The sequence below is a fragment of the Rhizobium sp. 05L419 genome (assembly GCF_056397845.1).
In genome coordinates, this window is the sequence record NZ_JBFTOF010000004.1 from 213,015 (window position 1) to 224,518 (window position 11,504).

Consider the following 11,504-nt stretch of genomic DNA (forward strand, 5'->3'; position numbering starts at 1 on the left):
ATGCATAGGCGGACATTCATGCAACCGATGCCGGACTACAGCTTGAGCGTCAGCGAACAATTGAAGTCGCTGACGGCTTTGGGCGCGCTGCAAATCGATTCAGCCCAGATGCATGTGGCGAAGTGCCTGGACCGGGTGCTTTCGGAGCTGAAGCGGAAGCGGCCGGCGGCCAAGGCGAGTGCACTCGGTTGGCTGTTCGCGGCCAAGAAGAAGCCATCGGAGACGTTCAAGGGCCTCTACATCCATGGCAGCGTCGGTCGCGGCAAGACCATGCTGATGGACATGTTCTTCGCCATGGCGCCTTGCTCCAAGAAGCGGCGCGCGCATTTTCACGCGTTCATGGCCGATGTGCACAACCGTATCGCAGCCCACCGCCTGAAGTTGAAGCAGGGAGAGACGAAGCAGGCCGACCCGATCCCCGTGGTCGCCGCGGCGCTCTACGACGAAGCCGAGCTGCTTTGCTTCGATGAATTCACGGTTACAGATATTGCCGACGCGATGATCCTGTCGCGACTGTTTTCAGATCTTTTCCGGCGCGGATGCATTCTCATCGCCACGTCCAACGTCGAGCCTGACAACCTCTACAGGGATGGGCTCAACCGCAGCCTCTTCCTGCCCTTCGTCGATCTGCTGCAGCAGAATGTCGATGTGGTGACCCTGGATTCGCCCACGGACTACCGGATGGAGAAGCTGGACAGTCAGCCGGTCTATCTGGCGCCCATCAACGACCATGCCGACATGGCGATGGACGCTTCGTGGATGCAGGCGCTGCATGGGCGCAAGCCACATCCACTCGAGATCCCGATGAAGGGGCGCTCGATCCATGTTCCGCTCGCCGCCGACCGCATCGCGCGCTTTTCCTTCGCTGACCTTTGCGACAAGCCGCTCGGGGCTGCGGACTTTCTTGCGATCTGCGAGCGCTTCGATGCGATCTTTCTCGATCACGTGCCTCTCCTCGGGCCGGAGAAGCGCAACCAGACCAAGCGGTTCATCATTCTCGTCGATACGCTCTACGACCACGCAGTGCGACTTTATGTGTCGGCAGCTGCCATGCCGGAGAACTTATTGACACACGTGCGTGGTACCGAAGGTTTCGAATTCGATCGGACCGTCTCTCGGCTGTTTGAAATGAGGAGCGCGGAATATCTGGCGCTGCATCACGACAGACGGGCTGCAGAGTAACGATCCAGTCATAAAAGTATTACGTTTACGTAAGAGTTTTATGATCTAAACGATTGAAATTGCTGGCCCAGAAATAATCGGTTGCCATTTTTTTGCTTTGGGTCTATGCGATTGCGGCATTGGGCGCTGCCCCTCCGCGCGTCGCCTGACGAATTTTGATCGCAAAGGAAACAGCGAAATGGCGCGTAACAAGATCGCACTCATTGGTTCTGGCATGATTGGTGGCACGCTGGCACACCTCGCCGGCCTGAAGGAACTGGGTGACATCGTTCTCTTCGATATCGCCGATGGTATTCCCCAGGGTAAGGGCCTCGACATTGCGCAGTCCTCGCCGGTCGAAGGGTTCGACGTGAACCTCTCGGGCGCCAGCGACTATTCCGCGATCGAAGGTGCCGACGTCTGCATCGTCACCGCCGGAGTTGCCCGCAAGCCGGGCATGAGCCGCGACGACCTTCTCGGCATCAACCTCAAGGTCATGGAGCAGGTCGGCGCCGGCATCAAGAAGTACGCCCCTGATGCCTTTGTCATCTGCATCACCAACCCGCTCGACGCGATGGTCTGGGCGCTGCAGAAGTTCTCCGGCCTTCCGGCCAACAAGGTCGTCGGCATGGCCGGTGTTCTGGACAGCTCGCGCTTCCGCCTGTTCCTCTCCAAGGAATTCAACGTTTCCGTTCAGGACGTCACAGCATTCGTTCTCGGCGGCCATGGCGACACGATGGTCCCGCTCGCCCGCTACTCGACTGTTGGCGGCATTCCGCTGACCGACCTCGTCACCATGGGTTGGGTCACCAAGGAACGCCTCGAAGAGATCATCCAGCGCACCCGTGACGGCGGCGCCGAAATCGTCGGTCTGCTGAAGACGGGCTCGGCCTACTATGCGCCTGCAGCGTCTGCGATCGAGATGGCCGAATCCTATCTCAAGGACAAGAAGCGCGTTCTGCCTTGCGCAGCACAGCTCACCGGCCAGTACGGCGTCAAGGACATGTATGTCGGCGTTCCCACTATCATCGGTGCGGGCGGCGTCGAGCGCATCATTGAGATCGACCTCAACAAGGCCGAGAAGGACGCTTTCGACAAGTCTGTCGCTGCTGTCGCCGGCCTGTGCGAAGCCTGCATCAATATCGCGCCGTCGCTGAAGTAACCAGGCCGCGCTGACGCAATCCAAACAGGAACAGACCCATGAATATTCACGAATACCAGGCCAAGGCTCTGCTGAAGGGCTATGGCGCGCCGGTCGCAGAAGGCGTGGCGATCTTCTCCGCAGACGAAGCGGAAGCGGCGGCAAAGTCGCTCCCGGGTCCGCTTTACGTTGTGAAGAGCCAGATCCATGCAGGCGGCCGCGGCAAGGGCAAGTTCAAGGAACTCGGCCCTGACGCAAAGGGCGGTGTTCGCCTCGCCTTCTCGATCGATGAAGCCAAGGCGCACGCCAAGGAAATGCTCGGCAACACGCTGGTGACCAAGCAGACCGGCGACGCCGGCAAGCAGGTCAACCGTCTCTATATCGAAGACGGCGCCGACATCGACCGCGAGCTTTATCTTTCGCTGCTCGTCGACCGTGCGGTTGGCCAGGTTTCCTTCGTGGTTTCCACGGAAGGCGGCATGGACATCGAAACCGTCGCTCACGATACGCCTGAGAAGATCATCAACGTGGCGATCGATCCGATCGCCGGTGTCACGGCTGCAAACCTTGCTGCGCTGACTTCGGCCCTGAAGCTCGAAGGCGAAGCCAAGGCCGATGCCGAAAAGCTCTTCCCGATCCTCTACAAGGCCTTTGTCGAAAAGGACATGGCGCTCCTTGAGATCAACCCGCTGATCGTCATGAAGAATGGCCGCGTGCGCGTTCTGGACGCCAAGGTGTCCTTCGACGGCAACGCGCTGTTTCGCCACGAAGACGTCGTTGCGCTGCGCGACAAGTCTGAAGAAGACGAAAAGGAAATCGAAGCTTCGAAATACGATCTGGCCTATGTCGCCCTCGACGGCAACATCGGCTGCATGGTCAATGGTGCCGGTCTTGCCATGGCGACGATGGACATCATCAAGCTTTACGGTGCCGAGCCCGCGAACTTCCTCGACGTCGGTGGCGGCGCTTCGAAGGAAAAGGTCACGGCTGCCTTCAAGATCATCACTGCCGATCCGGCCGTGAAAGGCATCTTGGTCAACATCTTCGGCGGCATCATGAAGTGCGACGTCATTGCCGAAGGGGTGATCGCTGCCGTCAAGGAAGTCGGCCTCCAGGTTCCGCTCGTCGTTCGTCTCGAAGGCACCAATGTCGAGCTCGGCAAGAAGATCATCAATGAATCCGGTCTCAACGTCATTTCGGCCGACGACCTGGACGACGCTGCGCAGAAGATCGTCGCAGCCGTAAAGGGAGCCTGAGACCTATGTCGATCCTTATCAACAAGAACACCAAGATCCTCGTTCAGGGTCTGACCGGCAAAACGGGCACCTTCCACACGGAACAGGCGCTCGCTTACCACGGCACGAAGATGGTCGGCGGCATCCATCCCAAGAAGGGTGGCGAAACCTGGACCGGTTCGAAGGGCGAAAGCCTGCCGATCTTCGCTTCGGTTGCCGAAGGCAAGAAGGTCACCGGCGCTGACGCTTCGGTCATCTACGTTCCGCCGGCTGGTGCCGCTGAAGCCATCCTCGAAGCCATCGATGCCGAAATCCCGCTGATCGTCTGCATCACGGAAGGCATTCCGGTTGCCGACATGATCAAGGTCAAGGCCAAGCTCGACACGTCCAAGTCGCGCCTGATCGGCCCGAACTGCCCAGGCGTCATGACGCCTGACGAGTGCAAGATCGGCATCATGCCGGGCTCCATCTTCAAGAAGGGCTCCGTCGGCGTTCTGTCGCGTTCCGGCACGCTCACCTACGAAGCCGTGTTCCAGACGACCAACGAAGGCCTCGGTCAGACGTCGGCTGTCGGCATCGGCGGCGACCCGGTCAAGGGCACCGAATTCATCGACATCCTGGAGATGTTCCTGGCGGACGAAGAAACCAAGTCGATCATCATGATCGGCGAAATCGGTGGTTCGGCTGAAGAAGATGCGGCTCAGTTCCTCAAGGATGAAGCCAAGAAGGGCCGCAAGAAGCCGATGGTCGGCTTCATCGCTGGCCGGACCGCTCCGGAAGGCCGTACGATGGGCCATGCCGGCGCAGTCATCTCCGGCGGCAAGGGCGGCGCGGAAGACAAGATCGCGGCCATGGAATCGGCAGGCATTCGCGTGTCGCCGTCTCCGGCACGGCTCGGCAAGACGCTGGTTGAAGTCCTGAAGGGCTAAGCCAATCTATAGACCCGGGCAGCAAGGTCTTTCGTCCTGCTGCCCGGTTTTAACCAAGACACGGAATGAGCCGCGGACAGGCGGCTGAAGACAGATGCGGCGCCGATCGATGTATCGGCAAAATCACAAGAGTCAGGAGGCGGACGGTAGCGTCCGCATGCAACCATGGCACGGCAAGAAGCCAACGAGCAGTTTCAGATCACCTCCTTCCTGGATGGCGCCAACGCTGCGTATATCGAGCAGCTTTACGCGCGCTACGAAGACGATCCGGCATCGGTCAACGAGGAGTGGCGGGCGTTCTTCAGGGCGCTGGAAGACAATCCGGACGACGTGAAGCGGGCAGCCAAGGGCGCGTCCTGGCGCAAGAAGAACTGGCCTCTGCAGGCCAGCGGCGATCTCGTTTCCGCGCTCGACGGCGACTGGGGCGTGATCGAGAAGGTTATCGAAACCAAGGTCAAGGCAAAGGCTGAAGCAGCTGGCAAGCCGGCCGACGGCGCAGACGTTCTTCAGGCGACGCGCGATTCGGTGCGCGCCATCATGATGATCCGCGCCTATCGCATGCGCGGCCACCTGCACGCCAAGCTCGATCCACTCGGCATTGCCGCACCTGTGGACGACTTCAAGGAATTGTCGCCGGAAGCCTATGGCTTCACGGCCGCGGACAACGACCGCAAGATCTTCATCGACAACGTGCTTGGCCTCGAATACGCGACCATCCCGCAGATGATCGAGATCCTCGAGCGCACCTACTGCTCGACGCTCGGTGTCGAGTTCATGCACATCTCCAATCCGGAAGAAAAAGCCTGGATCCAGGAGCGCATCGAAGGTCCCGACAAGGGCGTGGCATTTACGCCCGAGGGCAAGAAGGCGATTCTGGCGAAGATCATCGAAGCCGAAGGCTACGAGCAGTTCCTCGACGTCAAGTTCAAGGGCACCAAGCGCTTCGGCCTTGACGGCGGCGAATCGCTTATTCCGGCGCTGGAGCAGATCCTCAAGCGCGGCGGCCATCTCGGCCTCAAGGAAGCGGTGTTCGGCATGGCCCATCGCGGCCGCCTGAACGTGCTTTCCCAGGTCATGGGCAAGCCGCACCGCGCCATCTTCCACGAGTTCAAGGGTGGCTCCTACGCACCGGACGAAGTCGAAGGCTCGGGCGACGTCAAGTACCATCTGGGTGCCTCCTCCGACCGCGAATTCGACGGCAACAAGATCCACGTTTCGCTGACGGCCAACCCCTCGCACCTCGAAATCGTCGATCCTGTCGTCATGGGCAAGGCGCGCGCCAAGCAGGACATGGGTGCCACCGTCTGGGACGGCGATACCATTCCGCTCACCGAACGCTCCAAGGTTCTGCCGCTTCTGATCCACGGCGACGCAGCCTTTGCCGGCCAGGGCGTCATTGCAGAAATCCTCGGCCTCTCCGGTCTGCGCGGCCATCGCGTCGCCGGCACGATGCACGTGATCATCAACAACCAGATCGGCTTCACCACCAATCCGGCCTTCTCGCGCTCGTCGCCCTATCCGTCCGACGTCGCCAAGATGATCGAGGCGCCGATCCTGCATGTGAACGGAGACGATCCGGAAGCGGTCGTCTACGGTGCCAAGATCGCCATGGAATTCCGCATGAAGTTCCACAAGCCTGTGGTTCTCGACATGTTCTGCTACCGTCGCTATGGCCACAACGAAGGCGATGAACCGTCCTTCACGCAGCCGAAGATGTACAAGGTCATTCGCGGCCACAAGACGGTGCTGCAGCTCTATGCCGATCGTCTCGTTGCCGAAGGCCTGCTGACCGACGGCGAAGTCGAGAAGATGAAGGCCGACTGGCGCGCCCATCTCGAGCAGGAATTCGAGGCCGGGCAGCACTACAAGCCGAACAAGGCCGACTGGCTGGACGGCGAGTGGTCGGGCCTGCGCACGGCTGACAATGCCGACGAGCAGCGTCGTGGCAAGACGGCCGTGCCGATGAAGCAGTTGAAGGAAATCGGCCGCAAGCTTTCGGAAATTCCGGAAGGCTTCCATGCGCACCGTACCATCCAGCGCTTCATGGAAAACCGTGCCAACATGATCGCCACCGGCGAAGGCATCGACTGGGCGACGGCCGAGGCGCTCGCATTCGGCGCGCTCTGTGTCGAAGGCCACAAGATCCGCCTCTCCGGCCAGGATTGCGAACGCGGTACGTTCTCGCAACGCCACTCGGTTCTCTACGATCAGGAGACCGAGGAGCGCTACATCCCGCTTGCCAACCTGTCGCCGACACAGGCACGCTACGAAGTCATCAACTCGATGCTTTCGGAAGAAGCGGTTCTCGGCTTCGAGTACGGCTATTCGCTGGCCCGCCCGAACGCGCTGACCCTGTGGGAAGCCCAGTTCGGCGACTTCGCCAACGGTGCTCAGGTCGTCTTCGACCAGTTCATCTCCTCGGGCGAACGCAAGTGGCTGCGCATGTCGGGCCTCGTCTGCCTGCTGCCTCACGGCTATGAAGGCCAGGGTCCGGAGCACTCCTCGGCTCGTCTCGAACGCTTCCTGCAGCTTTGCGCTGAAGACAACATGCAGGTCGCCAACGTCACGACGCCGGCGAACTACTTCCACATCCTGCGCCGTCAGCTGAAGCGCGACTTCCGCAAGCCTCTGGTCCTGATGACGCCGAAGTCGCTGCTGCGCCACAAGCGTGCGGTATCCGGTCTGGCTGAGATGGCGGGCGAATCCTCCTTCCACCGTCTCCTTTGGGACGATGCGGAGGTCATCAAGGACGGTCCGATCAAGCTGCAGAAGGACAACAAGATCCGTCGCGTCGTCATGTGCACCGGCAAGGTCTACTACGACCTTCTCGAAGAGCGTGAGAAGCGCGGCGTCGACGACGTCTACCTGTTGCGCGTCGAACAGCTCTATCCGTTCCCGGCCAAGGCGCTCATCAATGAGCTCTCCCGCTTCCGCAATGCGGAAATGGTCTGGTGCCAGGAAGAGCCGAAGAACATGGGCGCGTGGTCGTTCATTGACCCGTATCTGGAATGGGTGCTCGCCCATATCGATGCGAAATACCAGCGCGTCCGCTATACGGGACGTCCGGCAGCCGCTTCGCCGGCAACCGGCCTGATGTCCAAGCATCTGGCGCAGCTTGCCGCATTCCTCGAGGATGCGCTGGGCGGCTGAGGATTTTGGCGGCGGCACATGTCTTTGACAGACGGCGCCGCCGCTTTCCACAAGACGCGACCGGGGAGGAAATGACCGCAATGACATGTTCGGTGGTCGTTTCGGTAGGGGATCGGCAGGCGGCACTGCTCGCCGATGCTGATCCAGTTATTCGCTCCGGCCTCGGTTTCCGCTTCGATATTTTGCCGATGCCCTCGATCATTCTCCGGCCGTCCGCCGCCGGAAACGAATAAAACGAACACAAGCAAATCAGGATTTGAACAATGGCCACAGAAATCCGCGTTCCAACACTCGGTGAATCCGTCAGCGAGGCAACCGTCGGCACCTGGTTCAAGAAGGTCGGCGATGTCATCAAAGCCGACGAACCGCTCGTCGAGCTTGAAACCGACAAGGTGACCATTGAAGTTCCAGCACCGGCTTCCGGCGTTCTTTCGGAAATCGTCGCCCAGGCGGGCGAGACTGTCGGTCTCGACGCGTTGCTCGGCCAGATCTCGGTCGCAGCAGCAGGCGCCGCTGCCGCTGCTCCGGCTGCTGCCCCTGCAAAGGCTGCCGAGCCGGCTGCGGCTGCCCCGGCGCCGGTCGCTGCGGCTGCGGCTGCTTCCTCGGCATCCGTCTCCTCCATGCCGCCTGCACCGGCGGCATCGAAGATGCTGGCTGAAAACAACATCTCGGCCGATCAGGTCGACGGCAGCGGCAAGCGCGGCCAGGTCCTGAAGGGCGATGTCATTGCCGCCGTTGCCAAAGGTCTTTCGGCTCCGGCTGCAGCACCTGCTGCACCTGCCGCGCCGCGCGGTCCGTCGACCGTTGAGGATGCGGGCCGCGAAGAGCGCGTGAAGATGACGCGCCTGCGCCAGACGATCGCCAAGCGCCTCAAGGATGCGCAGAACACGGCTGCCATGCTCACCACCTACAACGAGGTGGATATGAAGGCCGTCATGGAGCTGCGCGCCAAGTACAAGGACGTCTTCGAAAAGAAGCATGGCGTGAAGCTCGGCTTCATGGGCTTCTTCACCAAGGCCGTCACCCACGCCCTGAAGGAACTGCCGGCTGTCAACGCCGAGATCGACGGCACCGACATCATCTACAAGAACTACTGCCACGTAGGCATGGCCGTGGGCACGGACAAGGGGCTCGTCGTTCCGATCATCCGCGACGCCGACCAGATGTCCATCGCCGAGATCGAGAAGGACCTTGGTCGTCTTGCCAAGGCTGCCCGCGACGGTACGCTTTCCATGGCCGACATGCAGGGCGGCACCTTCACGATCACCAATGGCGGCGTCTACGGTTCGCTGATGTCCTCGCCGATCCTCAACGCACCGCAGTCGGGCATTCTCGGCATGCACAAGATCCAGGATCGCCCGGTCGTCGTCGGCGGCCAGATCGTCATCCGTCCGATGATGTACCTGGCACTCTCCTACGATCACCGAATCGTCGACGGCAAGGAAGCGGTAACCTTCCTCGTCCGCGTCAAGGAAAGCCTGGAAGATCCGGAACGTCTGGTTCTCGATCTCTAAGGAATAGCAGGGCCGCGTGAGCGGCCCTTTTCGCCTCAGCCTCGGAACACCTGATGTCGCTGGAACTTTCCTACCTGCTCTGGAGTGCGGTGCTCGCTTTCGCCTATCTGACGGCGCAGGCGGCAGCCTTCCGTTTGCAGGCGGGCCTCAGGGATGCGAGTTCGACCCGGGACCATGAGCCCGAGCCGAACCTCCTCACCGGGCGAGCAACGCGGGCGTTCAGGAATTTTCAGGAAACCTACCCGATCTTCATCGCGCTGACCGTGGTGACGATCGCTGCCGGCCGGTCCGACAGCTTCACCCAGTGGGGCACGATCACCTGGTTCTGGGCGCGCGCGGCCTATCTGCCCGCTTATCTCTTGGGTCTCAGTCCCTACCGGTCGTGGATCTGGACCGCCTCGGCGATCGGACTGATCCTGATCTTTGCAGGCATTGTTTGGTGAGGGGATGATGGACACGTTTTCAGCCGCTATGGCCGCCGTATTTCTGGTATCTGCCACAGGCCAGCCTGTCTTTGCTGCCGATTGCAAGCAGGCGAGCGCCGTCTATATCGATCACGACGGCGCCTACGAGCTTCGCTTCACACCGATCAATTCGCAAGCGGCGGTGGCAAGCAATCAGTTCAAGTTGAGCGTGCTCAAAACCGCCATTGTATTCGACGGATACGTCATGCCTGCCGACGATCCGGCGCGTGCCAACGGTCTTTTAATGTTCAATTGTCCCGGTGGCGATGTCACGACAGCCGATCTCAATGCTTGCACCATCTGGCAAGGCGCGGTCTACGGCGTGAACGCCGATGGCGGCATCGACAACCTGCAGCCGGAAGCGGCCGATGCAGCGGACAAGGTCCTCCTGCCCGGTCTCGGGCCGGCAATCCGTGCTTCCTCGGTCTGGGGTGCCGGGAAGGCAACCGTTGCGCCCTGGGATGTGCTTGATTTCAAGGAGTGCGCGAAATGAGTGAAGGTCCTGTTCTGCTCGTAACCGGCGGCAGCCGTGGCATCGGTGCCGCCATCAGCCAGCTTGCAGCCCAAAGGGGGTGGCGTGTTGCCGTCAACTATGCCGTCAACAAGGCAGCGGCTGACGCCGTTGTTTCCAAGATAGAAGCCGGTGGCGGCGAGGCGTTTGCGATTAAGGGCGACGTCGGCAGTGCCTCAGATATCGCCGCCATGTTTACGGCGGTCGATCGGCATTTCGGGCGGCTGGATGGGCTCGCGAACAATGCCGGCATCGTGGATGCTCCAGCCCGTGTGGACGAGATGTCCGTCGAGCGTATCGAGCGGATGATGCGGATCAATATCACCGGCTCCATTCTCTGCGCCGGCGAGGCGGTACGCCGGATGTCGAGCCGCCACGGCGGCAAGGGCGGTGCGATCGTCAATATTTCGTCGATGGCGGCGGTCATCGGCTCGCCTTGCCAGTATGTCGACTACGCTGCCTCGAAGGCTGCGATCGATACATTGACCGTTGGGCTCGCACGCGAGGTCGCAAGCGAAGGGGTGCGGGTGAACGCCGTGCGGCCTGGTGTCATCGACACCGAGATCCATGCTTCCGGCGGCCTGCCGGATCGCGCTCGCGACATGGCGCCTGGTATTCCGATGAAGCGCGCCGGAACGGCCGAGGAGATCGCTGACGCGGTGCTCTATCTGCTTTCGCCGTCCGCTTCCTATATAACGGGCGCGATCCTCAATGTTAGCGGCGGTCGGTGACCCCAAGGGCGGTGTGAACATGCAATACGTTCTGGAATTTCTCGGCCTGATGGCCGTCTTCTCGATCTTCATCGTCGTGCCGGGCGCCGATTTTGCCGTCATCCTGCGCCAGAGCATTGTGCATGGTCGCCGTGCGGCCATGATGACTGGCCTCGGCATGGGCTTCTCGCTGCTCTTTCACATCAGCTACACGATTCTCGGCCTCGGCCTGATCGTGTCGCAGTCGCTGATGCTGTTTTCGATGATCAAGTGGGCCGGTGTCGCCTACCTCGTCTATCTCGGAACCAAGTCGTTGCGGGATCCGGGCTTCAACGTCCAGGAGATCGAAGTCACGGAAGACGATCGCAAGCCGCTTTCGGCGATCAAGTGCCTGGGGATGGGCTTCATCACCAATGCGCTGAACCCGAAGCCGGTGCTGTTCTTCCTGTCGCTGTTTTCGACGCTGGTGCACCACGATACCCCGGCGCTCATTCAGTTCAGCTATGGCATCGGCATGGCAACTGCGCTTGTCGCCTGGTTTGCCGGCGTCTCCGTCTTCTTCACCGTCAAGCCCATTCGCGACCGCTTCATTGCCAGCGGCAAATGGTTCAACCGCATTACCGGCGCCGCATTGGTCGGCTTCGGCTTCCGCCTCGCGCTCACCCGCGCGGCTGACTAAGCAAATTACG

The 11,504-nt window shown here is 60.9% G+C and carries 11 protein-coding genes; all 11 read left to right on the forward strand.

Features of this window, described 5'->3' with window-relative positions:
- Positions 1 to 18 precede the first annotated feature (18 nt).
- The 11 genes from zapE to AC1DMK_RS07140 all read left to right on the forward strand — a co-directional run bounded on the left by zapE (position 19) and on the right by AC1DMK_RS07140 (position 11,494).
- A complete protein-coding gene (zapE, locus tag AC1DMK_RS07090) occupies positions 19 to 1,182 on the forward strand; it encodes a cell division protein ZapE (protein WP_477857947.1) in 1,164 nt (387 codons plus the stop codon).
- Between the two features lie 178 nt (positions 1,183 to 1,360).
- Positions 1,361 to 2,323 (forward strand): malate dehydrogenase, encoded by a 963-nt coding sequence (gene mdh / locus AC1DMK_RS07095; protein ID WP_037059217.1) that lies wholly within the window; start codon positions 1,361 to 1,363, stop codon positions 2,321 to 2,323.
- 38 nt (positions 2,324 to 2,361) lie between these two features.
- On the forward strand, positions 2,362 to 3,558 hold the full coding sequence (gene sucC, locus AC1DMK_RS07100; protein WP_037059220.1) for an ADP-forming succinate--CoA ligase subunit beta: 1,197 nt from the start codon (positions 2,362 to 2,364) through the stop codon (positions 3,556 to 3,558).
- A 5-nt stretch (positions 3,559 to 3,563) separates the two neighbouring features.
- Complete coding sequence (gene sucD, locus AC1DMK_RS07105) at positions 3,564 to 4,466, forward strand: succinate--CoA ligase subunit alpha (RefSeq protein ID WP_037059221.1); 903 nt, start codon at positions 3,564 to 3,566, stop codon at positions 4,464 to 4,466.
- 165 nt (positions 4,467 to 4,631) lie between these two features.
- Complete coding sequence (locus tag AC1DMK_RS07110; RefSeq protein WP_477857949.1) at positions 4,632 to 7,616, forward strand: 2-oxoglutarate dehydrogenase E1 component; 2,985 nt, start codon at positions 4,632 to 4,634, stop codon at positions 7,614 to 7,616.
- A gap of 2 nt (positions 7,617 to 7,618) precedes the next feature.
- Positions 7,619 to 7,849 (forward strand): hypothetical protein, encoded by a 231-nt coding sequence (locus AC1DMK_RS07115; RefSeq protein ID WP_158447473.1) that lies wholly within the window; start codon positions 7,619 to 7,621, stop codon positions 7,847 to 7,849.
- Positions 7,850 to 7,879: 30 nt separating this feature from the next.
- Positions 7,880 to 9,130 (forward strand): 2-oxoglutarate dehydrogenase complex dihydrolipoyllysine-residue succinyltransferase, encoded by a 1,251-nt coding sequence (gene odhB / locus AC1DMK_RS07120; RefSeq protein WP_477857951.1) that lies wholly within the window; start codon positions 7,880 to 7,882, stop codon positions 9,128 to 9,130.
- Between the two features lie 53 nt (positions 9,131 to 9,183).
- Positions 9,184 to 9,573 carry an MAPEG family protein gene (locus tag AC1DMK_RS07125; RefSeq protein WP_477857953.1) on the forward strand — a complete coding sequence of 130 codons (390 nt, stop codon included), beginning with the start codon at positions 9,184 to 9,186 and terminating at the stop codon, positions 9,571 to 9,573.
- Between the two features lie 7 nt (positions 9,574 to 9,580).
- Positions 9,581 to 10,087, forward strand: coding sequence for a hypothetical protein (locus AC1DMK_RS07130; protein ID WP_051973899.1), 507 nt, complete (start codon positions 9,581 to 9,583; stop codon positions 10,085 to 10,087).
- Complete coding sequence (locus AC1DMK_RS07135) at positions 10,084 to 10,836, forward strand: SDR family oxidoreductase (protein WP_477857955.1); 753 nt, start codon at positions 10,084 to 10,086, stop codon at positions 10,834 to 10,836. The genes AC1DMK_RS07130 and AC1DMK_RS07135 overlap by 4 nt, the downstream gene beginning before the upstream one ends.
- Positions 10,837 to 10,855: 19 nt before the next feature.
- Positions 10,856 to 11,494 (forward strand): LysE family transporter, encoded by a 639-nt coding sequence (locus AC1DMK_RS07140; RefSeq protein ID WP_037059475.1) that lies wholly within the window; start codon positions 10,856 to 10,858, stop codon positions 11,492 to 11,494.
- Positions 11,495 to 11,504 lie beyond the last annotated feature (10 nt).